At 70.0% G+C, this 23882-nt stretch carries 23 protein-coding genes, 1 pseudogene and 1 riboswitch; of the genes and pseudogenes, 8 read left to right on the forward strand and 16 right to left on the reverse strand.

What is annotated here, in order from left to right:
• The first annotated feature begins 252 nt into the window (after positions 1-252).
• Positions 253-2085: a hypothetical protein gene (locus tag AB0O07_RS19460; protein ID WP_365634694.1), complete on the forward strand. Its 1833-nt coding sequence runs from the start codon at positions 253-255 to the stop codon at positions 2083-2085.
• A 122-nt stretch (positions 2086-2207) separates the two neighbouring features.
• Here AB0O07_RS19460 and AB0O07_RS19465 read toward each other — a convergent pair whose 3' ends face one another.
• On the reverse strand, positions 2208-3143 hold the full coding sequence (locus AB0O07_RS19465) for a hypothetical protein (protein WP_365634697.1): 936 nt from the start codon (positions 3141-3143) through the stop codon (positions 2208-2210).
• A 203-nt stretch (positions 3144-3346) separates the two neighbouring features.
• The gene (locus tag AB0O07_RS19470) at positions 3347-4753 is read right to left on the reverse strand and encodes an NAD(P)-binding domain-containing protein (protein ID WP_365634699.1); all 1407 of its coding nucleotides are present in this window, start codon (positions 4751-4753) and stop codon (positions 3347-3349) included.
• A gap of 103 nt (positions 4754-4856) precedes the next feature.
• Between AB0O07_RS19470 and AB0O07_RS19475 the strand changes: the two genes are divergently transcribed.
• Positions 4857-5222, forward strand: a complete 366-nt coding sequence (locus tag AB0O07_RS19475) for a metalloregulator ArsR/SmtB family transcription factor (RefSeq protein WP_365634702.1) — start codon at positions 4857-4859, stop codon at positions 5220-5222.
• A 39-nt stretch (positions 5223-5261) separates the two neighbouring features.
• Here the strand turns inward: AB0O07_RS19475 and AB0O07_RS19480 are convergent, their stop codons facing one another.
• The 3 genes from AB0O07_RS19480 to AB0O07_RS19490 all read right to left on the reverse strand — a co-directional run bounded on the left by AB0O07_RS19480 (position 5262) and on the right by AB0O07_RS19490 (position 8003).
• Positions 5262-6323 carry an ArsO family NAD(P)H-dependent flavin-containing monooxygenase gene (locus AB0O07_RS19480; protein WP_365635287.1) on the reverse strand — a complete coding sequence of 354 codons (1062 nt, stop codon included), beginning with the start codon at positions 6321-6323 and terminating at the stop codon, positions 5262-5264.
• Between the two features lie 247 nt (positions 6324-6570).
• The gene (gene arsB, locus AB0O07_RS19485; protein WP_365634704.1) at positions 6571-7698 is read right to left on the reverse strand and encodes an ACR3 family arsenite efflux transporter; all 1128 of its coding nucleotides are present in this window, start codon (positions 7696-7698) and stop codon (positions 6571-6573) included.
• Positions 7695-8003 carry a metalloregulator ArsR/SmtB family transcription factor gene (locus AB0O07_RS19490; protein ID WP_365634707.1) on the reverse strand — a complete coding sequence of 103 codons (309 nt, stop codon included), beginning with the start codon at positions 8001-8003 and terminating at the stop codon, positions 7695-7697. The genes arsB and AB0O07_RS19490 overlap by 4 nt, the downstream gene beginning before the upstream one ends.
• A 95-nt stretch (positions 8004-8098) precedes the next feature.
• Between AB0O07_RS19490 and AB0O07_RS19495 the strand changes: the two genes are divergently transcribed.
• From AB0O07_RS19495 to AB0O07_RS19505, 3 genes and pseudogenes are all read left to right on the forward strand, one after another.
• Positions 8099-8512: an arsenate reductase ArsC gene (locus AB0O07_RS19495; RefSeq protein WP_365634710.1), complete on the forward strand. Its 414-nt coding sequence runs from the start codon at positions 8099-8101 to the stop codon at positions 8510-8512.
• Positions 8509-9489 (forward strand): thioredoxin-disulfide reductase, encoded by a 981-nt coding sequence (gene trxB / locus AB0O07_RS19500; protein ID WP_365634713.1) that lies wholly within the window; start codon positions 8509-8511, stop codon positions 9487-9489. Before AB0O07_RS19495 ends, trxB begins: the two co-directional genes overlap by 4 nt.
• 6 nt (positions 9490-9495) lie before the next feature.
• Positions 9496-9640: pseudogene (locus AB0O07_RS19505) on the forward strand (thiol reductase thioredoxin); the annotation flags it as partial.
• A 159-nt stretch (positions 9641-9799) separates the two neighbouring features.
• Here the strand turns inward: AB0O07_RS19505 and AB0O07_RS19510 are convergent.
• A complete protein-coding gene (locus AB0O07_RS19510; RefSeq protein WP_365634715.1) occupies positions 9800-10171 on the reverse strand; it encodes a metalloregulator ArsR/SmtB family transcription factor in 372 nt (123 codons plus the stop codon).
• A gap of 218 nt (positions 10172-10389) precedes the next feature.
• Here AB0O07_RS19510 and AB0O07_RS19515 point away from each other — a divergent pair, with 218 nt between their 5' ends.
• A complete protein-coding gene (locus AB0O07_RS19515) occupies positions 10390-11022 on the forward strand; it encodes a three-helix bundle dimerization domain-containing protein (RefSeq protein WP_365634718.1) in 633 nt (210 codons plus the stop codon).
• Positions 11023-11148: 126 nt separating this feature from the next.
• Here the strand turns inward: AB0O07_RS19515 and AB0O07_RS19520 are convergent, their stop codons facing one another.
• From AB0O07_RS19520 to gcvT, 10 genes are all read right to left on the reverse strand, one after another.
• Positions 11149-11439, reverse strand: a complete 291-nt coding sequence (locus tag AB0O07_RS19520; protein ID WP_365634721.1) for a hypothetical protein — start codon at positions 11437-11439, stop codon at positions 11149-11151.
• Between the two features lie 18 nt (positions 11440-11457).
• Positions 11458-12210: a response regulator transcription factor gene (locus tag AB0O07_RS19525; protein WP_365634724.1), complete on the reverse strand. Its 753-nt coding sequence runs from the start codon at positions 12208-12210 to the stop codon at positions 11458-11460.
• Between the two features lie 125 nt (positions 12211-12335).
• On the reverse strand, positions 12336-13163 hold the full coding sequence (locus tag AB0O07_RS19530) for a phosphate ABC transporter ATP-binding protein (RefSeq protein WP_365634727.1): 828 nt from the start codon (positions 13161-13163) through the stop codon (positions 12336-12338).
• Positions 13164-13222: 59 nt separating this feature from the next.
• A complete protein-coding gene (gene pstA / locus AB0O07_RS19535) occupies positions 13223-14116 on the reverse strand; it encodes a phosphate ABC transporter permease PstA (protein ID WP_365634730.1) in 894 nt (297 codons plus the stop codon).
• A complete protein-coding gene (gene pstC / locus AB0O07_RS19540; RefSeq protein ID WP_365634732.1) occupies positions 14116-15117 on the reverse strand; it encodes a phosphate ABC transporter permease subunit PstC in 1002 nt (333 codons plus the stop codon). Before pstC ends, pstA begins: the two co-directional genes overlap by 1 nt.
• Before the next feature lie 94 nt (positions 15118-15211).
• Positions 15212-16405, reverse strand: a complete 1194-nt coding sequence (pstS, locus tag AB0O07_RS19545) for a phosphate ABC transporter substrate-binding protein PstS (protein WP_365634735.1) — start codon at positions 16403-16405, stop codon at positions 15212-15214.
• Between the two features lie 509 nt (positions 16406-16914).
• Entirely contained in the window at positions 16915-18312 is a 1398-nt protein-coding gene (locus tag AB0O07_RS19550; RefSeq protein WP_365634738.1) for an L-serine ammonia-lyase, read from the reverse strand.
• Positions 18313-18519: 207 nt separating this feature from the next.
• The gene (glyA, locus tag AB0O07_RS19555) at positions 18520-19788 is read right to left on the reverse strand and encodes a serine hydroxymethyltransferase (protein ID WP_365634740.1); all 1269 of its coding nucleotides are present in this window, start codon (positions 19786-19788) and stop codon (positions 18520-18522) included.
• A 52-nt stretch (positions 19789-19840) separates the two neighbouring features.
• Positions 19841-20218, reverse strand: coding sequence for a glycine cleavage system protein GcvH (gcvH, locus tag AB0O07_RS19560; protein ID WP_365634743.1), 378 nt, complete (start codon positions 20216-20218; stop codon positions 19841-19843).
• Between the two features lie 135 nt (positions 20219-20353).
• Positions 20354-21523 (reverse strand): glycine cleavage system aminomethyltransferase GcvT, encoded by a 1170-nt coding sequence (gcvT, locus tag AB0O07_RS19565; protein WP_365634746.1) that lies wholly within the window; start codon positions 21521-21523, stop codon positions 20354-20356.
• Between the two features lie 160 nt (positions 21524-21683).
• A riboswitch (glycine riboswitch) is annotated at positions 21684-21781 on the reverse strand.
• A gap of 321 nt (positions 21782-22102) precedes the next feature.
• Here gcvT and AB0O07_RS19570 point away from each other — a divergent pair.
• Complete coding sequence (locus AB0O07_RS19570) at positions 22103-22819, forward strand: AAA family ATPase (RefSeq protein ID WP_365634749.1); 717 nt, start codon at positions 22103-22105, stop codon at positions 22817-22819.
• Between the two features lie 60 nt (positions 22820-22879).
• The gene (locus AB0O07_RS19575; protein ID WP_365635289.1) at positions 22880-23614 is read left to right on the forward strand and encodes an enhanced serine sensitivity protein SseB; all 735 of its coding nucleotides are present in this window, start codon (positions 22880-22882) and stop codon (positions 23612-23614) included.
• Positions 23615-23882 lie beyond the last annotated feature (268 nt).

Genomic DNA, 23882 nt, shown 5'->3' on the forward strand with positions numbered 1-23882 from the left:
AGGTGTCGCGTGTACTTGCGGGGCCATGATTCATCCGAGAGCGCCATGAGTGTGGTTCAATAACGATGCCTGGCCTCAGTGCGCGGCCAGACCTGAGCGTTTAGACCCGACCAGACGCTGACAGGCAATCTACGTACACGTATCACCCTTGTTGGACAAGTGCATCGTCATTCTGTGGATCACGTGGCCCTGAGATCCGTTCCAAGCAGCCTGGTCGGGAGGCAGCAGAGCGGGCGAAAGGAGCATGCGACCATGAATACCTTCCTCAACGTTATTGCCACTGCCGCCACCGACCTGACCGGCGAGGCATTCAGATCGGCACGCACCCGCCTCGCCGATCGTCGAACGTGGACAGATCTTGTGGTTTCCGCGAGCCAGGACCAGGCCCTGCTCGAAGCACTAATCCTCGAAGGGTTGGCATCGTATCGTCCGTCCGGACACCCTCTCGGCGTTGTGGAGGCGTTTCGTGCGGAAGCGAATCTGCTGCATCTGCGACTGGAAAGCGCCAACGCTGTCGGAGTGCTGCTCGATTTGCTTCCGTATGCAGAGAAACGGGGAACGAGGCGGGGGGTTTCTGGCCTGCAGGCATGTGTGATCGGAAAGCAACTTGAACTGACGGCCTCCTTTGGTGACAAGACGGGCATCCGGTGGAATGGTGCAGATCCCAAGGTGCGGATCCATCTCCAGGGGGATGTGCTCATGGAGACCCTGCTTCAGGCGCGCCACGAACGTGTGATCCAGGAACGATGCACTCCACATTGGGTACCTGGCCAGAGAGTCGCACCGCTGCGGCGCCGCCCGCCGCTAGCCCGCGATGTGATTTTCCAGCATCGCACGAGTGCGCAGTTGGCGAGCGCACTGGTGCGCCGCCCGCGGATGTGGACAGCGTTTGCCGGGAACAACGGATTCGCGGTGAGCAGTGCAATCTCTGAGCATGGGTTGGACTGGGTTTTCGTACGGAGCGTGGCAGTTGGAACAGTGCTTCACGATGAACGGCTTGTCGAGTTGCTTCAGGACGGGATCGTAGGGCCCAACCTTCAACTCCTCGATCATCTCTGTGAGTCGGATTCGTGCACGCTGCGCTTCGTCGGGGCTGTTGTACGTGCCGAAGGCTGGAGCGGTGCCCTTACTGTCCGCACCGAGCACGGAAACTCGGTTACCGGAAGTCCGGGGCGTGCCCTGGCGGTTCTCGGCGAGGTGCGAGCTCCCAGCCGCCCTGCCCGTCGACTCGGCGCTGAAAGACGATCTGAGCCAGCGCGATGCTTCGTTCTGACATCCGGTCCCTTGTCTCGGGAGGCAGTGCGCGGCGAAACCGCTGTCACTGCCGTACGGCTAGTGACCGCCTGGGCTGCTCAAGGTCACGTAGCTGCCGTGCTGTCCATCAAACATGACGATCTCGACCTCAGTTGGTATGGCCGCCGAAACAAGGCATGGCCGACGGGCCAGATGCCACGGCCGACGGGCCACGCCGCACGCTGGAACCGCCTGCGTTTGACACCGGGAAGCGGAGAAGCATGGAGGGCGAGTCTGAACCTTGGTGATGGCCTTTTCGCCGTCGCGGAGGATGGAGCCATCGACGCCGCTCTCGGTACTGCGCGAGAGCGGTGCAGCCGCATCCTCGTCCTGGATGAACGACCTTCCTCCTGGTCTGGTGGCCTTGCAAATAAGGGGATTGACGGTGTGGTCTTCTCCTTTGGCGCCAGCGAATATCCAAGGAAGACGACCACTCCGGCGTGGCGCCGGGCTATTGACGGAGACCGTGCGGTTGGCCTTGCCCCGGAAGACTCTGCTGCTCTTTGGAGGGAAAATCACCTGGGGCAAAATGACCTGTCGCGGATTCCATTGGTCGGGCTCGTGCTCGTTCGTAACCATAAAAAGGAAAGGGAATCGGATGCCTTCACGGAACGAGTGGAATATAATCTCGGCCGCTACGGAACACCTGTGCTCGGCTGGCTTCCTCCTGCTCCTGCCGATATTCATCCCTTGTGCAGCAACATGACCAAAACGGCCCTCGACCACATAAGTCAAGATGATCGAGTATCCGAGATTGCGGCAGCCTCGGCTATTGGTGATAAACTGTGGTGATTCCGCTCTGATTTGCAGATTTGGTCAGGTCTCCCCATGGCCGGTCACCTTCGAGAGGTATCCGCAGGATTCCCGGAGGGGTGGCGTGACAAGGAGAATGGCGTGCTACCGCTGCGCGGGGTTCAGGCCGCCTCGAACGCCCGCCGGATCAGCGGTGCGGCCTTCTCCAGGTCGGCGGCCGAGGCGATGCGTACCTCCAGGTCGCCGGTCCCGAGGTGTCCGAGTTCGCGCATATCTCGGGTGAAGCCCTCCTCCAGCGTGACCGTCCTCGGGTCGAGTCTGAGGTAGAGCAGTATCACCTTGTGCTTCGGACGGAAGACCACGCACGCCACGTTCACCAGCCGCCGGTAGGCGATGTAGTGCAGGAGGGCGGCCACCTTGACTTCGCTCCAGGCCATGAGCGCGTCGTCCAGTTCCGCGTACAGGCTCCGCAGGCACTCCGGGACGAGACCGGCGTCGGCCGGTGTGGAGGGCGTCGGGAAAGCCGGCGCGCTGGTGCTCGCCGGGCTCCGCTCCCTGGTGCGTCGGGACGAAGCGGTGGTCGGGGAGCCCGGGGAGGAGTCCACGAGGAGCAGGCTCAGCAGGTCGCCCTCGAAGACGCGGTAGCGCACCAGATCGATCCGCTGGGGCAGCCGCTGCACGGCCACGCGGTCGTGGTGGGAGAAGCTGGCCGCGATGCAGACCATCCGCGGGCGGCGCCAGTCGATCGACTCGGCGGCCTCAGCGCCCAGCACCTTCCGGACGAGGGCCTCGAACTCGTGGTGTGCGGAGTCCAGCCAGGACAGGTAGGAGACGGCCTGTGACAGCACCCCGCTGTCGGAGCCCTTCTTGTACTCGATCACCACCGGGCTGCCGTTCTCGTCCAGCCCCAGGGTGTCGATACGTCCCCGGTGCCATGGCCCCGTCGGGTACTCCGACGCCAGGAGCCGGATGCCGAGCATCGTCTCCAGGCCGGTCTCGACCCGCCGCTGCAACTCCACCTCCAGGGCGACCGTCGAGCCGGACAGTTCGACATCCCGGCCGTCAGCATCTCGCCGGAACAACATCAGCTCGGCCACCAGCGTCCCCTCCCGCGATCTCGGCAGGACAATCAATCGACGGAAGGGAGTGATTATTCCGAGATCGTGAGATCGAGATGACTTCCGGCGTGATGTGTATCGGACTGCCGCCGCCGGTTCCCTGCTCCGGTTGAGGCTTCGGGGGAAGAGCTCGCTCATGGCATGTGGCGAAGTGCCCCGGCCAGGGGCCGGGGCACTTCGGCTCAGGTGGTGCGGCAGCCGTCTGCCGACGGTGCTTCCTCATCGGCGGTTGCGGGCAGAGGGGCGCCCGTGGCGCCGATCTGTACGAGCGCGGGTGTGGGGGTGGCGCAGCAGCCGCTGCCTGTCTGGTCGGTTTCGGGGGCGTCGAAGAGGCCGGCGCCGCCGCAGACTCCGGTTTCGGGCAGGGTGAGTTCGAGGTTGTCGGCGGATTCCAGGTCGCCGGCGATCGCGGCGACGACGGAGCGGACCTGCTCGTAGCCGGTCATGGCGAGGAAGGTCGGGGCGCGGCCGTAGGACTTCATGCCGACCAGGTAGACGCCGGGTTCGGGGTGGGACAGCTCGCGGTGGCCGTGCGGGTAGACGGTGCCGCAGGAGTGCTGGTTGGGGTCGATCAGCGGGGCCAGCGCGGTGGGCGCCTGGAGACGCTCGTCGAGGCCGAGTCGGATCTCGGAGAGGAAGGACAGGTCGGGGCGGAAGCCGGTGAGCACGATGGCCTCGTCGACCGGGTCCAGCCGGCGGCCGTCCTCGGCGGTCAGAACCAGGTGGCCTTCGCTGTCGCGCTCGATCGCCTCGATACGGAAGCCGGTGACCGCGTCCGCGTGGCCGTCCTCGACGGCGGCCTTGGCAGCGAGGCCGAGGGCGCCGCGGGCAGGCAGTTGGTCGGCGCTGCCGCCGCCGAAGGTGGACCCGGAGATGCCGCGTCGCAGGATCCACACCGCCTTCGTACCGGCGCCGTCGTCGGCCTTGGCGAGGTCGGCGAGGTGGGCGAGCGCAGTGAAGGCGGAGGCGCCGGAGCCGACCACGGCGGTCCGCTTGCCCGCGTACCGGGCGCGGACGGCCGGGTCCTTGAGGTCGGGGACGCGGTAGGTGACGTGTCCGGCTGCCGCGCGCTCGCCGAGGGCGGGCAGGCCGTTGGCCCCGGCCGGGCTGGGGGTGGTCCAGGTGCCGGAGGCGTCGATGACGGCACGGGCGAGGACGCGTTCCTCGCTGCCGTCGGCGCGGGTGACGTGGACGGCGAAGGGCTGGTTCTCACGGCCGTCGTCCACGATCCGGTCCCGTCCGACGCGGGAGACGCCGGTCACGCGGGCACCGGTGCGGACGCGGTCGCCGAGCGCGTCGGCGAGGGGCTGAAGGTAGCGGTCGGCCCAGTCGCCGCCGGTCGGGTAGGCGGTCGCGTCCGGCTTGGTCCAGCCGGTCGGGGCGAGGAGCTTCTCGGCGGCCGGGTCGACGATTTCGCCCCAGGTGGAGAAGAGCGGTACGTGCGACCACTCGCGTACCGTCGCACCGACGGCGTCTCCGGCCTCCAGCACCAGGGGTTCGATGCCGCGTCCGACCAGGTGGGCGGCGGCGGCCAGACCGACGGGGCCGGCACCGACGACAACGACCGGCAGGTCTGTAGTGGCGGTCATGAGAGTGGTGTCCTCCAGGGTGGGCGGCCGGTCCGGCCGCTGTTTCGATTGCTGTCGATATCTGGAGCTTGCCACTCGCATCGACAAGCGTCAACATAGACACATGTCGAAATCAGAGGTTGTGGAGCTGCCGGTCCTGGAGGCGGGGAGCACGGTGCCGTGCTGCCCGCCGATCACCGCCGGGGAACTGTCGCAGGGCGACGCGGAGAAGATGGCCGTGATGTTCAAGGCGCTGTCGGACCCGGTGCGGCTGCGCCTGTTCTCCAAGATCGCCTCTCATCCGGGCGGTGAGGCGTGTGTGTGCGACATCTCCGATGTCGGCGTCTCCCAGCCGACCGTCTCCCACCACCTGAAGAAGCTGCGCGAGGCCGGCCTGCTGACCTCCGAGCGGCGCGGGACCTGGGTCTACTACCAGGTCGCCCCGTCCGTGGTGGCGGCCATGGCCGCCATGCTCGACCTGCGCGGGTAAGCGCACCTCGCCCCGCATGCTGCGCGCATGGCGCCGCGTTCAGGCCAGCAACTCGGCGATCTGGCGGGCGGACTCGCGGGCAGGGCGTCCCACGCCGATGAGGGTGGCGGAGGCGGGCCCGGTCCAGTCGCCGTAGCCGAGCAGGTGCAGCCGTGGTTCGTCGAGCACACGGGTGCCGTCGGTGGCGATGTGGCCGCCGGTCCCGCGCAGACCCAGCGGGGCGAGGTGGGAGAGGGCGGGGCGGAAGCCGGTGCACCAAATCACCGTGTCCACGGGGGCGGACGTTGCGTCGCGCCATCGGATGCCGTCGGCGAGAAGCCGGTCGAACATCGGCTGGGCCTTCAGCAGCCCGGCATCCCGGGCCTCGCGTACCGGTGGGACGGCGACGATGTCGCCGAGCGAGGCGACGCCGCCGGTGTCGGTGCGGCCTTCGTCCAGGGCGTGGCGGCGGGCGGTGGCGGCGTCGAACAGGGCGCGGCCGTCGATGTCGTCGGCGAGGAAGCGGGGCGGGCGCCGGGTGACCCAGGTCAGGTCGATGCCGTCGTGAACGGCGAGGTCGGCGGCGATCTGCGCGCCGGAGTTCCCGCCGCCGACCACGACCACGCGCTGTCCGGCGAAGGCGGACGGACGCCGGTAGCCGGTGGTGTGGATCTGGTGGCCGGTGAACGCCTCGCGGCCGGGGACGGCGGGCAGCAAGGGACGCCACCAGGTGCCGGTCGCCGAGACGACCGCCCGCGCCGACCAACTGCCGGTGTCCGTCATGACCCGCAGCCGTTCGCCGTCCCGGTGCACCGCCCGGACGCGGACCGGGCGGTGGACGGGCAGGCCGTAACGCCGCTCGTGGTCGGACAGGTACTCCACCACGTGCCCGGCGTCCGGGTATTGCTCGCCCGGCTGGGCGGGCATGACGTGGCCGGGCAGTGAGGAGAACGCGGCCGGGGAGAACAGGCGCAGGGAGTCCCAGGCGTGCTGCCAGGCTCCGCCGGGCGTGTGCTGGGCATCGAGGACGACGAAGTCCAGGTTCTTGCGGCGCAGGTGGTAGCCGGCGGCGAGCCCTGCCTGCCCGCCGCCGATCACCACGACATCCGCCGTCCCGGTCACCGGGCCGAAGCCGCCCGGGCCGACGCCTCGACCGGGGCACACGCGGGGGCACACATCGGGGACGGCGCGGTACGCGACCGCGCCCGATCCCAGGAGCCGAGCGGGCTGCCCCGGCGCACACGCATCCGGGGCGCGCCGCAGGTGTGCGCGGCGCAGATCCCGGTGCCGTGCCTCGGGCAGACGCACCTCGGGCAGGCGCCGAGGGCGGCGCTCTCCGTTCCCGTGGTGTGACGGCCGAGGCGGAGCATCAGACGTCCCTTCCCGCAGTGGTGAGTGCCCCGGACGGGAACTTCTTGCGCCAGGCGAGCGCGACGTACACGAGCCCGATCAGGACCGGGACCTCGATGAGCGGACCCACCACACCGGAGAGCGCCTGTCCGGAGGTGACACCGAAGGTGGCGATGGCGACCGCGATGGCCAGCTCGAAGTTGTTGCCCGCCGCAGTGAACGCCAGGGTCGCCGTACGGTCGTAGGCGAGCCCCAGGGCCTTGCCGAGCAGGAAGGTGCCGAAGAACATGACCGCGAAGTAGACCAGCAGCGGCAGTGCGATCCGGACCACGTCCAGGGGCTGCGAGGTGATCGTCTTTCCCTGAAGGGCGAAGAGGATCACGATCGTGAACAGCAGCCCGTACAGGGCCCAGGGGCCGATCCTCGGCAGGAACTTCGCCTCGTAGTCGGCGCGGCCCAGCTTCCGCTCGCCGGTGCGGCGGGTGAGGAAGCCGGCCAGCAACGGGACCCCGAGAAAGATGATGACATTCAGCGCGATGTGCCAGACGGACACATCCAGGCCCTGGCCGTCGCCGAGGTTCATCCAGCGCGGCAGCAGGTCGAGGTAGAACCAGCCCAGCAGGCCGAACGCGAGCACCTGGAACACGCTGTTGAGCGCGACGAGGACGGCGGCGGCCTCGCGGTCGCCGCAGGCGAGGTCGTTCCAGATGATGACCATGGCGATGCAGCGGGCGAGGCCCACGACGATCAGACCGGTGCGGTACTCGGGCAGGTCGGGCAGGAAGACCCAGGCCAGGGCGAACATGACGGCCGGGCCGACGATCCAGTTGATGACCAGTGAGGACACCATCAGCTTGCGGTCGCCGGTGACGGTGTCGAGCTGGTCGTAACGGACCTTGGCGAGCACCGGGTACATCATGACGAGCAGGCCGAGCGCGATCGGCAGGGAGATCCCGCCGATCTCGATCTTCGCGAGCGCGTCGTTCATGCCCGGGACGACACGGCCCAGGCCCAGGCCGACGGCCATGGCGAGCAGGATCCACACCGCGAGGTAGCGGTCGAGGGTGGAGAGCTTCTTGACGATCGAGTCGTCCCCCGCCGGGCCGGCGCTCTGGGCGGAGGCAGTGGTGGGTTCGGTGGAGGTCACGGACAGGCCCTCTTGTTCTCGGCGGCGTTACGGGCGGAGGCGGCCAGTTCGGCGAAGTGCTCGGACAGGCCGGCCAGGACCTCGGGGCGCAGCTTGTAGTAGATGAAGCGGCCGCATGGCTCGGTCTCCACGATCCCGGCCTCGCGCAGCACCTTCATGTGGTTGGAGAGGTTGGTCTGCTTGGCTCCGGTCTCCTCGACCAGGTGCGTGGTGCAGAGCGTTTCGCGCGCCAGCAGGGACACGATTTTCAGGCGGAGCGGGTCGCCCAGCACCCGGATCACATCAGGATCGACTGAAGTCAGCATGCGCTGATACTCTCACATCATCGCTCACTGACACCAGTGGGGGCTGAAGTCATTGGCGGCTGGATTCCGCCATGCGACGAGAGAGAACAATCATCATGGCCGACAAGCCGTCCGTCCTGTTCGTCTGTGTCCACAACGCCGGCCGCTCCCAGATGGCCGCAGCGTGGCTGACTCATCTGGCCGGCGACCGTGTCGAGGTCCGCTCCGCCGGCTCCAACCCCGGCGATGCCGTGAACCCGGCCGCCGTCGAGGCGATGGCCGAGGTCGGCATCGACATCTCCGCCGAGACCCCCAAGGTCCTCACCGTCGACGCCGTCCGCGAGTCCGACGTGTGCATCACCATGGGATGCGGCGACACCTGCCCGGTCTTCCCCGGGAAGCGTTACCTCGACTGGAAGCTCGACGACCCGGCGGGACAGGGCGTGGCGGCCGTCCGGCCGATCCGGGACGAGATCAAGACGCTCGTCGAGGGCCTGATCGCCGAGATCGCGCCGGAGGTCACGGCGTGAGCGGCATACATGACGTCGTCATCATCGGCTCCGGCCCCGCCGGATACACCGCAGCCCTCTACACCGCCCGCGCCCAGCTCAAGCCGGTGCTGTTCGGCAGCAGTGTCTTCGTCGGCGGCTCCCTGACCACCACCACCGAGGTCGAGAACTTCCCCGGCTTCCCCGACGGTGTCGACGGCCCCGCCCTCATGGAGAACATGCGGGCCCAGGCCGAGAAGTTCGGCACCGAGATGATCGACGACGACATCACCGCCGTCGACCTGAGCGGCGAGATCAAGGAAGTCACCGACACTGCCGGCACCGTCCACCGCGCCAGGGCGGTGATCGTCGCCACCGGCTCCGGCTACCGCAAGCTCGGCCTGCCCAAGGAGGACGAGCTCTCCGGGCGGGGTGTTTCCTGGTGCGCCACCTGTGACGGCTTCTTCTTCCGTGACCGCGACATCGTGGTCGTCGGCGGCGGCGACACGGCGATGGAGGAGGCCACCTTCCTCACCCGGTTCGCCCGCTCCGTGACGATCGTGCACCGCCGCTCCACCCTGCGGGCCTCGCCATTCATGCGGAACCGGGCCTTCGCCGACGACAAGATCTCCTTCGCCTTCGACAGTGAGATCGCCGAACTCCATGAGGACAACGGCATGCTGTCCGGCCTGACGCTGCGCGACACCCTCACCGGCGGCACCCGCGAACTGGCCGCGACCGGTCTCTTCATCGCGATCGGCCATGACCCGCGTACGGAGCTGTTCAAGGGCCAACTGGAGCTGGACCGCGAGGGCTATCTGAAGGTCGAGTCGCCGTCGACACGGACGAGCGTCCCGGGTGTCTTCGGCGCGGGCGACGTCGTCGATCACACCTATCGCCAGGCCGTCACGGCGGCCGGTTCCGGCTGCGCGGCCGCGCTGGACGCCGAGCGGTATCTGGCGGCCCGCGCCGACACCGAGATGACCGCCGAGCCGGACAGGGCGGCGGTCTCCGCCTGACCGCCCGACGGGAACCCGGCCACCGCGGCCCGGTACGGCGATGTCCATCGCGACGATGAACGTCTACGTGGGCGGCGACATCGTGCAGAACATTGTCGGCGCCAAGCCGAAAGCCGTGCTGGAACGGGAGCCGGCCGACCGCATCGGCTGAATCGACCGCCGCTCGTCAGGGCTGTTCCCCCGCATGCATGGGGACAGCCCTGACCGCATGCGTGGCCGGGCACCGGCCGGGCGCGGGCAGAACCAGCCGGATACGGCGCCGGTCAGCGGCCCCCGGCTCCGGGCACCCGGAGCGCGTACACCGGCGGGGTCAGGCGGTCGACGGGTCCAGGATCGCCCGCACCCGGTTGAGACCGTCGTAGTTGACCGAGTACCAGGCCCAGGTCCCGCGGCGTTCGCGGTTCAGGAGGCCGGCCTCGGTCATGACCTTCAGGTGGTGGCTGATGGTCGGCTGGCGCAGACCGAGGCAGTCGGCCAGGTCGCAGACGCAGGCTTCACCGGCGGGCGCGCCCTCGATGATGCGGAAGATCTGCAAGCGGGTCGGGTCGGCGATGGACTTGAGCATGGCCGTCAGCCGTTCCGCCTCGTCACGCTCGATGAACAGGCACGACAGCCCGGGGGAGCAGGTTTCCGCCTTCGCCTCGGCTGCCACCTCCGAGGCGCTCAATTCAGTGATGGCCATCTATTCACCATAAGTGCGGGTCAAGCGCCAACAGACGTTCGAAGATCCTTTCGGGGGCTTGTTCACCAAGCGTTCACCTTCGAGTCGGCGTCGCCCCGCCTCTCCCCGATTAATAGAAGCCCATCTATTATTGCTGCTGGTCGGGTGGGGCCGACGCCAGCGAGGAGTTCCTCATGCCAGAACCGGAGTTTCGCGTTTCCAGGCGGACGACTCCTGCCTTGCGGAGTATCGATCCCGTACTCCGCCGCATCACGGCCCGGTTGGCGGCGCGGTACGGCGGGTCGTTCTCGCGGGAGACGGTCGAGCGGTACGTGGAGGAGTGCTCCTGGCTGCTGTCCGCGAAGGCCCGTGTGACCAACCACGTGCCGGTTCTGGTGGAGCGGTTCGCCGACCAGAGGCTCGGCGCGCTGGCCCGTGGCAGGGGGCTGTCGCCGAAACCGGTGCCCGAGGTGCTGTTCGTGTGCACCGAGAACGCGGGCCGTTCGCAGTTGGCCGCCGCGCTGATGCGGCATCGCGCGCAGGCCGGGGTCCGGGTGCAGACGGCAGGTTCCGAGCCGGGTCCGCACATCGACCCGGTGGCGCTGCGGCTGCTGGCCGAGCGGAATCTGAATACCGGCGGCGAGTTCCCCAAGCCGCTGACCGCCGAGGTGGTCACGGCCGCCGACATCGTGGTGACGCTGGGCTGCGGGGACGCCTGCCCGGTACTTCCGGGCCGCCGCTACCTGGTCTGGGACCTGCCGGAGCTGACCGGTCTGGACATCGAGAGCGCGCGAGCCGTACGGGACGCGCTCGCCACCCGTATCGACGCACTGGCGGGTGAGCTCCTGCCGGCAAGCGCTCCCCGGGCGTGAGCTGTTCGGGCGAGAGGCGGTCCGTACGGTCGTACGCGCGCGGATCGCGGCTCCGGGGGAGGAGGGTGGACCGGCCGACGGGGCACCGCCATGCAGCCCGTCGGCCGGGGTAGGTGGACGCGCCGCTCACGGTTGCGCGTCGGTCAGGCAGAGGGAGATCAGAGTCCGGGCATCCGCCAGGGTCTCCGCAGTGATGATCTCCAGCAGGGTCGCTGGGTCGGTGGTGAAGTGGCGCGCCGACGTGCGGTCGGCGGGTCGGAACCGTACGCGGACCTTCGCCGAGTACCACGGTTTACGGTGCGAGAGCGTGCCGACGGTGGGGATGTGGTGCCGTCCGTGGACCGCGCCCCAGCGGGGGTAGCCGGTGGCCCAGACCGGCAGGACGATATAGGAGTCCTCTTCCCGCTCGCCCGCCATGCCCGGTCTCCCCACGCCCTACGCCGTGGGGGACGGTTCGGTCCGCCGGCCGGAGCATGAGGCCGAGCACTCCAGGCGGTAGCCCATCCCGCGGATCGCGTCGATGGTGCAGCAGCTCTCCCCTTCGTCCCGGAGCCTGTTGCGTACCCGGCGGATGTGGACGGTGAGGGTGTTGCTGTCCAGGCGGTCGGAGCCCCACAGGGCCTGGGTGAGTTCCTGGCGGCTGATGACCCGGTTCGCGTGCTCCATGAAGTACCGCAGCAGCATGAACTCCCGTACGGGGAACTGGAGAGACCGGCTGCGTACGTAGACGTGAAAGCCCGCGGGGTCGAGCTGGATGTCACCGACGAGCAGGGGGCGGGGCGCACCGCCGCCCGTGCGGTGGGAGCGGAGCAGGGGGACGATCTCCTCGATGCGGTAGGGGCGCGCGACGTAGGCGAGGGCCCCGGCGGTGACCGACGCGGTCGCCTCCTCGCTTCCGTCGGGTCCGGCGGCGACGAGGACGGGTACCGGGTGGAGCCGGGCGATCAATGCGGTGACCTGGGCGGCACCGACGACGGGCAGCGGGGCCGCGAGCAGCACCGCATGGGGTTGGCAGGCGCCGACCTGGAGCAGGGCCTCGGCACCGTCGTGGCACACGACGGTCTCTATGCCGGCTCCCGCCAAGGCGGCCAGGGCCGTGGCGGCGAGTTCCTCGTCGGGCTCGACGAGAAGCAGGTCGGGGCTGTGCTCGTCGTCCGGACCGGTGGTTGTGCGTGCTGGTGGTGACACCCGTGGTGCTCCTCTTCGGGCGGTGCGCGATGGGGGATGTGCGCCGCGTGGACAAGGGCGGCCGTGGGGCGCGGGGGGATGGCGTGCTGTGACATTCCGGCCCGCGCCCGTACGGGCAGGGCGGGTCAGCCGACCTTTCCGGAGATGTAGTCCTCGGTGGCTTTTCGCTGCGGGGTGTTGAAGATCTGCTCGGTGTCGCCGACCTCGATCAGCCGGCCGGGCTCGCCCGCGGCCCGCACCGTCAGGAAGGCCGTGGTGTCCGAGACACGGGCGGCCTGCTGCATGTTGTGGGTGACGATGACGACCGTGTAGGACTCCTTGATCTCCTTGATGAGGTCCTCGATGACGAGCGTGGAGATCGGGTCGAGAGCCGAGCAGGGCTCGTCCATCAGCAGGATCTCCGGCTCGACCGCGAGCGCGCGGGCGATGCAGAGCCGCTGCTGCTGGCCGCCGGACAGACCGCCGCCGGGTGCCTTGAGCCGGTCCTTGACCTCTTTCCATAGCCCCGCCTTGGTCAGGGCCGACTCCACCAGGTCGCTGTGGTCACCGCTGCCCAGCCGGCGCCCCAGATGCAGGCCGGCCAGCACGTTGTCGCGGATCGACATGGTCGGGAAGGGGGTGGGGCGCTGGAAGACCATGCCGACGCGGGCACGGATCTCGATCGGGTTGACGCGCTCGGCGTAGATGTCGGCGCCGTCGAGCAGCACCTTGCCGGTGACGCCGGCGTGCGGGGCCATCAGGTGCATGCCGTTCATGCAGCGCAGCAGCGTCGACTTGCCGCAGCCGGAAGGCCCGATGAGCGCGGTTACCCGGCGCGGCTCGATGGACAGGTCGACCCCGGCGACTGCGGGCACGCCCCGGTAGGAGGCGGTGAGGCCGACGACATCGATACGCGCCGGTGCGAACTCGGTCCTCGGGGGCTGCTGGTCTACGGGCGCCGGGGTCGGCGGCATCTCGGGCTCCTTCGTGGCGGTGAGGTCTAGGGCGGTCGGAGGGGTGCGGCTGCCGTACGTCATCGGGCGCTCGTCCCGATGCCACGGCGTCCCGCGAGCCGTGCGAGGGCGGTGAAGAGCAGGACGAGGATGACGAGCGTGAGCGCTCCGGCCCAGGCCCGGGCCTGGGCCGCTCGGAAGCCGGTGATCGCGTTGGAGAAGATCTGGAGCGACAGCGTCGACATCCGGTGGCCCGGGTTCGCCTCCACGAACAGGTCGTTGCCCAGTGCGGTCAGCAGCAGCGGCGCGGTCTCGCCCATGGCGCGGGCCACGGCGAGCATGACGCCGGTGGTGATGCCGCCGAGGGCGGACGGCAGGACCACGGAGACGATGGTGCGGGCCCGGGTGACGCCCAGCGCGAGGCTGGCCTCGCGCAGCTCGCCCGGCACCAGGCGCAGGATCTCGGCGGTGGCCCGCACGATCAGCGGCAGCATCACCAGGGCCAGCGAGATCGCGCCCGCGTAGCCGGAGAATCCGTACCGTGTCACCCAGAGGGCGTAGACGAAGGCGCCGGTGACGATGGTCGGGATGCCGATCAGGACATCGGTGAGGAAGTTCACGGCCCGGGCGAGGCGTCCGCCGTACTCCACCACGCACAGCGCGGCCCCGATGCCCAGCGGCACCGCGACGACAGTGGCCAGCCCGACGACGATCAGCGAGCCGATGATGCCGTTGAGGAAGCCGCCGCCGGCTTCGGAGGGGTTGCCGGGCGGCGTGTTGGCCAGGAACTCCGGGCCGAGGTACCTGAAGCCCTGCTCGGCGACGTAGAACAGGACCCAGCACAGCACGCCCACGGTCGCGGCGGACGCGGCGTACAGGACGGCGGAGCCGATGGCGTTCGTGGCCTGCCGGCGCTTGAGACCGGGGCCGCCGGGCCGCGGACTTCGGGGGTGGTGGGTGAGGTGCGTGGCCATCAGGCGATGTTCTCCCCCGTGCGGCGGACGATGAGCTTGCCGAGCGTGTTCACGAGCAGGGCGAGCGCCAGCAGGCAGCCGGCCACGACGAACAGCGACGACAGATGGAAGGGCTGGTTGGCCTCGGTGAACTCGTTCGCGATCACCGAGGGCATGGTCGCGCCCTGGCCCAGGATCGACGTGCTGATCGACAGCACGTTGTTGCCGATCAGCATGGTCACGGCGATCGTCTCGCCCAGCGCCCGGCCCAGCCCCAGTACCGAGGCGCCGACGATTCCGGAGCGCGAGCGCGGCAGCACCGCCATCCGCAGCATCTCCGTCCGCGTCGCGCCCAGCGCGAACGCGGACTCTTTCTCCGCGACCGGCGCGGTCGCGAAGACCTCGCGGCAGATGGCGGTGACGATCGGCAGCACCATGATCGCCAGGACCACCCCGGCGGCGAAGTACGAGACCCCGAAGAACGGACCGGCGAAGACCGTGCCCAGCACGGGAACACCGTCGAAGGTGGTGGCCGCCCAGGTGCCGAACGGCTTGAGCGCGGGGATCAGCGCGAAGATCCCCCAGAAGCCGTAGACCACGGACGGGATCGCGGCCAGCAGATCGACCAGTGACGACAGCGGCTTGCGCAGCCACCGTGGCGCGACGTCGGTGATGGTCAGGGCCACGGCGACGGACACCGGTACGGCGATGACCATGGCGATGGCCGAGGTGACCAGCGTCCCGTAGAGGAACTGCGGGATCCCGTACGGGTTCGGGTCCGCCGCGTTCGCGGCCGCCTCCGACGGTGCCCACCGGCCGGAGGAGAGGAAACTGCCCGGCCCGTAGTGGGAGAGAGCGGGCCACGCCTTGTTCACGACGAACACGGTGGTGGCCAGCAGGACCAGGACGACGAACAGCCCGGCCGCGGTGATGCCGCCGTGGAAGATCCGGTCGCCGCTGAGCCGGCGGGCCCTGCCGCGCAGCGGCGGCGCGGCGGCCCGGTCGGCCGGTATGCCGGTCATGATGCTCCAGGTACGAGTGAGGTGGTTCGGGGAGTGGGGCGGGTGGGCCCGCTTCGGCCGCGGGCCCACCCGCGTCGGCCCGTACGGGCTCAGCTCACTTCACCAGCGGCTTTCCGTCGACGGTGATCTTCTTCAACTGCGCGTATGCCTTGGCCTGGAGATCCTTGCCGAGGGGGGCGTAGTGGATCTGCTCCGCATCGTCCTGGCCGGTGGTCAGAACCCAGGCCAGGAAGTTGACCAGCGAGGCGGCCTTCGCCTTGTCGGTCTGCTTCTCGTAGACGAGCGCGTAGGTGGTCCCGCTGATGGGGTAGGCGTTCTCGTTCGTACCGTCGGTCAGCGAGGTGCGGAGGTCCGCCGGGTAGGTCAGGCCGTCGGTGTCCGCGGAGACGGTCTCCACACACGGCTGGATGAACTTGCCGGACTTGTTCTTGACCTGGCCGTAGTTCATGTTCTGCGACAGGGCGTAGGCCAGTTCGACGTACCCGATGGCGCCCTCGGTCTGGTTGACCTGTCCGGAGACGCCCTCGTTGCCCTTGCCGCCGATGCCGGTCGGCCAGGCGACCTCCTTGCCGAAGCTCTTGTCCTCGCCGCCGAGCTTGGACACCCACTCCGGGGACTCCTTGGTCAGGTAGTCCGTCCACACGGCCGTGGTGCCCGAGCCGTCCGAGCGGTGCACGACCGCGATCGGCTCGCCGGGCAGGTCGATGCCCGGGTTGAGCGCCTTGAGAGCCGGGTCGTTCCAGGTCTTGATCTCACCGGTGAAGATCTTGCCCAGGGTGGGACCGTCGAATTTCAGGCCCGCCTTGATGCCCTTGACGTTGTACGCCGGGACGACCGCGCCGAGCGTCAGCGGGATGTGCAGCAGGTCGCCGCCCTTGGCGGCCTTGAGCTCGTCGTCCTTCATCGGGGTGTCCGAGGCGCCGAAGTCGACGGTCTTCGCGCTGATCTGCTGGACACCGCCGCCGGAGCCGATGGACTGGTACGCGACCTCGACCTCGGCCTGCCGGCTGTAGTCCTTCGTCCACACCGACAGCATCGGGGCGACGAATGTGGAGCCGGCGCCCGACAGCTTCGAGGCGCCGCCCGGAAGCGTCGCGTACGTGTTCTTGTAGCCGGGCTTGGCACCGCCGCCCTGGCCGCAGATCTGACCGGCGAAGGCCACCTGCTTGCCCGCGCCGCTGGTGGAGCTGTTGTCGCCGGACCCGGTGTCGCTGGTGCTGCCGCAGCCGGTAGCCACGAGCGCCACCACCACAGCCGAGCCGAGCGCGGCGAGCGTCTTGCGAGCCATGAGTACTTCGCCCCTCTGGAGACCGCGACGCCCAGCGCGTCGCTCCACCTCGGAAGCTAGGAACAGCCGATGTATTCATAGACGACTATGAATGAACAACGGGTGAATATAGATGCTCGCTTATGTAGATGTAGATCTATTGAAACAGGTGGGCGGTGCGAGGTCCACAGAAGGAGCGGTTCACGGCGGACCGGGGGGCTGGGGTGACTGATCGCGTTGTTCACCCTCGGTTCACCGAAGGCCGCCCAAGGCCGACATCACAGTGGCTCACCGGTGCGGCGAACTGAGGCGGCCTCACCGCCGAACGCGCAGAGAAAAGTGCGCTGCTCGACCCGGCCTCGCGAGGGCGGGCCGGACGTCGGCGCGGCGACGGGACGGACGCTGTCCCAGGGATTTTTCAGGGACTTTCAGCTCTGTCAGAGGGACTTTTCAGGGACGATCCGCCAGCTCGACGGGAAAGACCGTGACAGCGCTGAAAGAGGAGAACTACCTGTTCAGAGCGGGTTTCCTCAGCACTCGATGATGTTCACCGCGAGCCCGCCCCGCGCCGTCTCCTTGTACTTGACCGACATGTCCGCGCCGGTCTCCTTCATCGTCTTGATGACCTTGTCCAGGGAGACCTTGTGGCTGCCGTCCCCGCGCAGGGCCATCTTCGCCGCCGTGACGGCCTTCACCGCGGCCATGCCGTTCCGTTCGATGCAGGGGATCTGGACCAGGCCGCCCACCGGGTCGCAGGTGAGGCCCAGGTTGTGTTCCATGCCGATCTCGGCGGCGTTCTCGACCTGTTCCGCTGTGCCGCCCAGGACCTCGGCGAGGGCGCCCGCCGCCATGGAGCAGGCGGAGCCGACCTCGCCCTGGCAGCCGACCTCGGCGCCGGAGATGGAGGCGTTCTCCTTGAAGAGCATGCCGATGGCGCCGGCCGCCAGGAGGAAGCGGACCACGTTGTCGTCCTTCTCGGCCGGGGTCGCGCCGCCCGCGGCGAAGTTCATGTAGTAGTGCAGGACGGCCGGGATGATGCCGGCCGCGCCGTTGGTCGGGGCGGTGACGACGCGGCCGCCCGCCGCGTTCTCCTCGTTCACGGCCATCGCGTAGAGGGTGATCCACTCCATCGCGTGCGCCTGCTGGTCGCCCTCGGCGCGGAGCTGGCGGGCCGAGTGGGCGGCGCGGCGGCGGACCTTGAGGCCGCCCGGGAGGTGGCCCTCGCGGGACATGCCGCGCGAGACGCACGCCTGCATCACCCGCCAGATCTCCAGCAGGCCGGCCCGGATCTCGTCCTCCGTGCGCCACGCCTTCTCGTTCTCCATCATCAGCGCGGAGATCGACAGGCCCGTGTCGGTGGCGAGGCGGAGCAGTTCGTCGCCGGTGCGGAAGGGGTGTTTGAGCACGGTGTCGTCGGGTTTGATGCGGGTCTCGCCCGGTGTGCCCTCGTCGAGGACGGACTCGTCGACGACGAAGCCGCCGCCCACCGAGTAGTACGTCTTCTCCAGGAGTGCTCTGCCCTCGGTGTCGTATGCGGCCACCGTCATGCCGTTGGCGTGGTACGGGAGGGACGTGCGGCGGTGCAGGACCAGGTCCTCGTCGGCGTCGAAGGCGATCTCGTGCGCCCCGAGCAGGTTCAGCCGCCCGGAGGCGCGGATCTCCGCCACCCGGTCGTCCGCGCTCTCCACGTCGACGGTGCGCGGGGAGTCGCCGGTCAGGCCGAGCAGCACCGCCTTCGGGGTGCCGTGGCCGTGGCCGGTCGCGCCGAGGGAGCCGTACAGCTCGCACCGGAGGGAGGCCGTGTGTGCCAGCAGGCCCTCGTTCTTGAGGCGGCGTACGAAGAGGCCGGCCGCCCGCATCGGGCCGACCGTGTGGGAACTGGACGGGCCGATGCCGACCGAGAACAGGTCGAAGACCGAGATGGCCACGGGGACTCCTTAGGGCGGGGGCGAGCTGTGAGCGTCGCGGGCGTGCGGGTCGTCCGGGAGAAGGGAGAAGAGGGGCTTCGCAAGGGGAGGGGCACCGGGCCGTGCCGGCCTGGCCCGGGGTGGTTCCCGGGTGGTGGTCGGTGCGGCGCGGTGCCCCGGCGGTGCTTCAGCCCGTACGGACGGGGGTGCGGCCCGGTCGGTTACGGGTTACAGGGCCGGGTACAGCGGGTGCTTCGCGGCGAGGGCGGTGACCCGGGCCGCCAGCGCCTCCCGGTCGAACGCGGGCTTCAGCGCCTGGGCGATGACATCCGCGACCTCGGTGAAGTCCTCCGCCGTGAAGCCGCGGGTGGCCAGCGCCGGGGTGCCGATCCGGAGGCCCGAGGTGACCATCGGGGGGCGCGGGTCGTTCGGGACGGCGTTGCGGTTGACGGTGATGCCGACCTCGTGGAGCCGGTCCTCGGCCTGCTGGCCGTCGAGCTCGGAGTCGCGCAGGTCGACCAGGACCAGGTGGACATCGGTCCCGCCGGAGAGGACGGAGACGCCCGCCTCGGTGACGTCCGCCTGGCCGAGGCGCTCGGCGAGGATGCGGGCGCCCTCCAGAGTGCGGCGCTGGCGCTCCTTGAACTCCTCCGTGGCCGCCACCTTGAAGGAGACCGCCTTGCCCGCGATGACATGCTCCAGCGGACCGCCCTGCTGGCCCGGGAAGACCGCGGAGTTGATCTTCTTGGCCAGCTCCTTGGTGGAGAGGATCACGCCGCCGCGCGGACCGCCGAGGGTCTTGTGCGTGGTCGTGGTGACGACATGCGCGTGCGGCACCGGGTTGGGGTGCAGCCCGGCCGCGACCAGACCGGCGAAGTGCGCCATGTCGACCATGAGATACGCGCCGACCTCGTCCGCGATCCGGCGGAACGCCGCGAAGTCGAGCTGACGGGGGTAGGCCGACCAGCCCGCCACGATCAGCTTCGGCCGGGACTCCTTGGCGAGCCGCTCGACCTCGGTCATGTCGATCTGGCCGGTCTCGCCGTCCACGTGGTAGGCGACCACGTTGTAGAGCTTGCCGGAGAAGTTGATCTTCATGCCGTGGGTGAGGTGCCCGCCGTGCGCGAGGTTCAGCCCCATGATCGTGTCGCCGGGGGAGAGCAGCGCGAACATCGCCGCCGCGTTCGCCTGCGCGCCCGAGTGCGGCTGTACGTTGGCGTGCTCGGCGCCGAAGAGCGCCTTCACCCGGTCGATGGCGATCTGCTCGACCACGTCGACGTGCTCGCACCCGCCGTAGTAGCGGCGGCCGGGGTAGCCCTCGGCGTACTTGTTGGTCAGTACGGAGCCCTGGGCCTCCATGACCGCGACCGGCGCGAAGTTCTCCGAGGCGATCATTTCGAGGGTGGACTGCTGGCGGTGGAGTTCGGCGTCGACGGCGGCGGCGACATCGGGGTCCAGCTCGTGGAGCGAGGCGTTCAGAAGCGACTTCGAAGACATCACGGTCCCTGGGGTCTCTTGGTGCGGGGTCGGCGTGGTGAGCGGCGTCACATCACTGGCCGGAGAACTCTGCGTACTCGGCCGCGCTGAGCAGGTCCTCCGGCTCCTCGGTGACGCGTACCTTGAACAGCCAGCCGCCCTCGAAGGGCGCGGAGTTCACCAGCGAGGGGTCGTCGATCACGTCCTGGTTCCGCTCGGTGACCTCGCCGGTCACCGGGGCGTACAGATCGCTGACGGACTTGGTGGACTCCAGCTCGCCGCAGGTCTCGCCCGCGGTCACGGAGTCACCGACCTCGGGGAGCTGGGCGTACACGACATCGCCGAGGGCGTTGGCCGCGTACTCCGTGATGCCGACCGTCGACACGCCGTCCTCGGCGGCCGTCAGCCACTCGTGCTCCTTGCTGTAGCGAAGCTGCTGGGGGTTGCTCATGACCTGAATTCTCCTGTACGCGGGGGAGTGGTGCGGAACTGGTGTCTTACGGAGCGAGACGGCCCCGGGCGGATCCGGCCCCCGGGGGAGAGGGCGAGCGGGCCCGGGGCTGCTTCGGGCGGCGGTGGCCCGGGGCTACTTCGGGCGGCGGTAGAAGGGGAGCGCCACGACCTCGTACGGCTCGCTCGTGCCCCGGATGTCGACGCCGACCCCCGCCGTCCCGGGCGCGGCGTACGCGGCGTCCACGTATGCCATCGCGATCGGCCGGCCCAGGGTCGGCGACGGGGCGCCCGAGGTGACCTCGCCCACGACGGCGCCGCCGGCGACCACCGGGTAGCCGGCGCGCGGCACCCGGCGGCCCTCGGCGATCAGGCCGACCAGCTTGCGGGGCGGCGCGGACGCGGCCCGCGCGGCCGCCTCCTCCAGCGCCGTACGCCCTACGAAGGCGCCGTCGCCGGAGGACTTGCCGAACTTCACGACCCGGCCGAGGCCCGCGTCGAAGGGGGTGAGCGAGGCCGACAGTTCGTTCCCGTACAGCGGCATCCCCGCCTCCAGGCGGAGCGTGTCCCGGCAGGAGAGCCCGCAGGGGATCAGCCCGGCGCCCGCGCCGGCCTCGGTGAGCGCCTGCCAGAGCGCGGTCGCGTGCTCGGGGGCCACGAAGAGCTCGAAGCCGTCCTCGCCGGTGTAGCCGGTCCTGGCGATCAGGGCGGGGACCCCGGCGACGGTGCCGGGCAGCCCCGCGTAGTACTTCAGCCCGTCGAGGTCCGCGTCGGTGAGCGCCTTGAGGATGCCGGGGGACTCCGGGCCCTGGACGGCGAGCAGGGCGTAGGCGTCGCGGTCGTCGCGTACGGCGGCGTCGAAGGCGGCGGCGCGGTCGGTGAGCGCGGCGAGCACCGTCCCGGCGTTGGAGGCGTTGGCGACGACGAGGTACGTGTCCTCGGCGAGGCGGTAGACGATCAGGTCGTCCAGGATGCCGCCGTCCTCCTGGACGATCATGGTGTAGCGGGCCCGGCCCACGGCGAGGGCGCCGAGGTCGCCGACGAGCGCGTGGTCGAGGCAGCGCCCCGCTTCCGGTCCGGTGACGGTGATCTCGCCCATGTGCGAGAGATCGAAGAGCCCGGCGCGGGTGCGGACGGCGAGGTGCTCCTCGCGCTCGCTGCCGTAGCGGAGCGGCATCTCCCACCCGGCGAAGTCGGTCATGGTCGCGCCGAGCGCGCGGTGGGTGGCGTCGAGGGCGGTACGGCGCGGGGTCCCGCCGGGTGTACCGGCCGGGGTGGCATGGGTCGCATGGGGCGTATCGGTCATCGCGGGGTGGCTCCCAGGGCATAGGACGAGGACGGTCCTCCCCATCTGTCATCGGAACCTGAGAGGTTCGTCACGACCCTCCGTAAGGGAGGTCATGACTTGCACCTTGGGTGGAGCCGCGGCCACAACGCCGGTGGTACGGCCCGCTTTTCAGATCTGCCTCGTCCACGCGGTTCGGGGCCTGAGAGATTCAAGGGAGGAACTTGCTCCTTCGGCGCCCGGTGCACAGGGTGACCGGGACTCTCCCGCGCGGATTCAAACGGCCGGTATGCAGTTGGTCCAGCTGGTACATCGGGTTGGCGGCCACATCATCGCATGGGCGGTCGCGGCGCGCGCGAGGGGTCGTGGGGCGGGGCGCGCGCGAGGCGTACGGCGGGGCGTGCGAGGGGTTCACACCGCATTCTCACATCGGGGACACCGGAGAGAGCCGGGGAGAGATTGCCAATTCTTTACACTTGGCGGGCAGGGGCCACCGGCCCGGGCCAGGCTCCGGGCCCGGGCAGGGGCCGGGAGACGGTGCGACCGGGCGGATCGAGCTGACCGATGGATGTGAACGACTTAGGTGACAGGGGGGCGGCGATGATCCCGCAGGGGAGCGGCGCGTGCGCCCCGGCCGGCGCGTGCGCCACGGCCGGGGGCGTGGACCACCCGGGCCCGCCCGCCGTACGCGATCTGCGCGGCCGGGGGCCCGGCGGCGGCCCCGGCGCGCCCCCCTTCGACCTGCACTTCGACGCCGGGGACCTGGTGGTCGTCTCCGGGCTGCCCGGCAGCGGCAAGTCCACCCTGATGCGGCGCGCCGTCCCCGCCGGCGCCATCGACTCGCAGGACACCCGGGACCGCTGGGCCCGCAGACTGCCGCCCTCGCTGCCGTACGCCGTCTACCGCCCCCTGGTGCGGGCCGCGCACTACGCCGGGCTCGGGCGCGCCCTGCGCTCCGGCGCCTCCCTGGTCGTGCACGACTGCGGGACGCAGACCTGGGTACGGCACTGGCTCGCCCGGGAGGCCAGGGCGCGCGGCCGGCGGCTCCACCTGCTGGTGCTGGACGTCCCGCCGGAGACCGCCCGCGCGGGCCAGCGCGAGCGCGGCCGGGGCGTCTCCGGATACGCCTTCGCCCGCCACCGGGGCGCCGTCGCCCGGCTGCTCGCCGGGACGGCGGCGGGCCGGCCCCCCGAGGGGTGCGCCTCCGCCGTGCTCCTCGACCGGGACGCGGCGGCCGCGCTGCGCCGGATCGCCTTCCTCCCGGCGGCCCTGCCGCTGCCGTCGCGGGGGGACACGGGCGGCCCCGTACGGCATTAAGGTCTGGCGCAGAAAGCGGAAATACGTGGGTGGAAGTACGTGGGTGGAGGGGAAACCGTGGTGAACACGGCATGGCCGGGCAACGAGCTGGAAGAGGTGCTCTCGGCCTCGCTCGGGAACGACGCGGCGGGCGCGCGGCTGGTCGAGGTGCTCGGGCGCAGCGAGATCTGGGTGCCGCTGCCGAACGGGGGCGGGCCCGAGAGCGGTTCGCTCGATCTGCCCACGATGGAGATCGACGGTGCCCCGTACGTCCCGGTCTTCAGCTCCCGCGGGCAGTTCCTGAGCTGCGTCGGCGAGCACATGCCGTGCACCGTCGCGCCCGCCCGTGAGTTCGCCCGGGGGCTGCCCCCGCAGCTCGGCATCGCGATCAACCCCGGCGGCGCGGTCGGCGCCCCGCTGCCGCCGCTCGCCGTCGCCGAGCTCTGCCGGGTGGGCCGTACGCCGCTCGACGGCCCGGCCAGCGGGGGCCGGGTCCGGCTCTTCGAACCGGACTGGCAGGAGGACCCGGTCGACTTCCTCTCCGCCGCCTCCGCCGAGTTCGCGGCGACCGGCACGGTGGCCACCGCCCGCCGCGCCCTCGCCAGCGTCGAGGGCGAGCCGCCGGTCCTCTTCATCGGCGTCCAGCTCTCCTCCTGGGAGGCCGCCGACCGCAACGCCCCGATGGACGCGCTCGGCCGTGCCCTGGGCCGGGTGCCGGTCGGCTGGCCGGTCAATCTGCTGCTGCTCGACCTGACGCAGGACCCGGTCGGGGAGTGGATGCTCGGCAAGGTCAGGCCCTTCTACGAACGGTCCTGAACCGTCCCCGCGAACGCGTCCGAACCGTTGCCGACCTGGTGGCGGAAAGCAGGGGTACGACCGGCCCGGGCGGGTATGAGCCGTACTCGCGGGCACATCACCGCCACAACCCCGGCCTCCGGGGCCGGAACCAGCCGTACCGCATGTTCCCGCCTATGCGGCACGTACACCCGCCGTCAAGTCGGTGTCAGGCCAGCCGCCTAAGCTGGTTTGATGGCCGGGCCGGCGCACCGCCCGCGCGGCGGGTCCTCCCCGGGGCCCCGGTGCG

The organism is Streptomyces sp. NPDC093085, from assembly GCF_040683935.1.
In the GTDB taxonomy this organism is placed as follows: domain Bacteria; phylum Actinomycetota; class Actinomycetes; order Streptomycetales; family Streptomycetaceae; genus Streptomyces.

Coding starts and splice junctions, on each gene's coding strand:
- pstC (WP_365634732.1), bottom strand. CDS start 15,117: ATGACCGGCATACCGGCCGACCGGGCCGCCGCGCCGCCGCTGCGCGGC.
- AB0O07_RS19475 (WP_365634702.1), top strand. CDS start 4,857: ATGTCGAAATCAGAGGTTGTGGAGCTGCCGGTCCTGGAGGCGGGGAGC.
- pstS (WP_365634735.1), bottom strand. CDS start 16,405: ATGGCTCGCAAGACGCTCGCCGCGCTCGGCTCGGCTGTGGTGGTGGCG.
- gcvT (WP_365634746.1), bottom strand. CDS start 21,523: ATGACCGATACGCCCCATGCGACCCATGCCACCCCGGCCGGTACACCC.
- AB0O07_RS19530 (WP_365634727.1), bottom strand. CDS start 13,163: ATGCCGCCGACCCCGGCGCCCGTAGACCAGCAGCCCCCGAGGACCGAG.
- glyA (WP_365634740.1), bottom strand. CDS start 19,788: ATGTCTTCGAAGTCGCTTCTGAACGCCTCGCTCCACGAGCTGGACCCC.
- AB0O07_RS19570 (WP_365634749.1), top strand. CDS start 22,103: ATGATCCCGCAGGGGAGCGGCGCGTGCGCCCCGGCCGGCGCGTGCGCC.
- AB0O07_RS19520 (WP_365634721.1), bottom strand. CDS start 11,439: ATGGCGGGCGAGCGGGAAGAGGACTCCTATATCGTCCTGCCGGTCTGG.
- AB0O07_RS19490 (WP_365634707.1), bottom strand. CDS start 8,003: ATGCTGACTTCAGTCGATCCTGATGTGATCCGGGTGCTGGGCGACCCG.
- pstA (WP_365634730.1), bottom strand. CDS start 14,116: ATGGCCACGCACCTCACCCACCACCCCCGAAGTCCGCGGCCCGGCGGC.
- AB0O07_RS19470 (WP_365634699.1), bottom strand. CDS start 4,753: ATGACCGCCACTACAGACCTGCCGGTCGTTGTCGTCGGTGCCGGCCCC.
- gcvH (WP_365634743.1), bottom strand. CDS start 20,218: ATGAGCAACCCCCAGCAGCTTCGCTACAGCAAGGAGCACGAGTGGCTG.
- AB0O07_RS19495 (WP_365634710.1), top strand. CDS start 8,099: ATGGCCGACAAGCCGTCCGTCCTGTTCGTCTGTGTCCACAACGCCGGC.
- AB0O07_RS19510 (WP_365634715.1), bottom strand. CDS start 10,171: ATGGCCATCACTGAATTGAGCGCCTCGGAGGTGGCAGCCGAGGCGAAG.
- AB0O07_RS19460 (WP_365634694.1), top strand. CDS start 253: ATGAATACCTTCCTCAACGTTATTGCCACTGCCGCCACCGACCTGACC.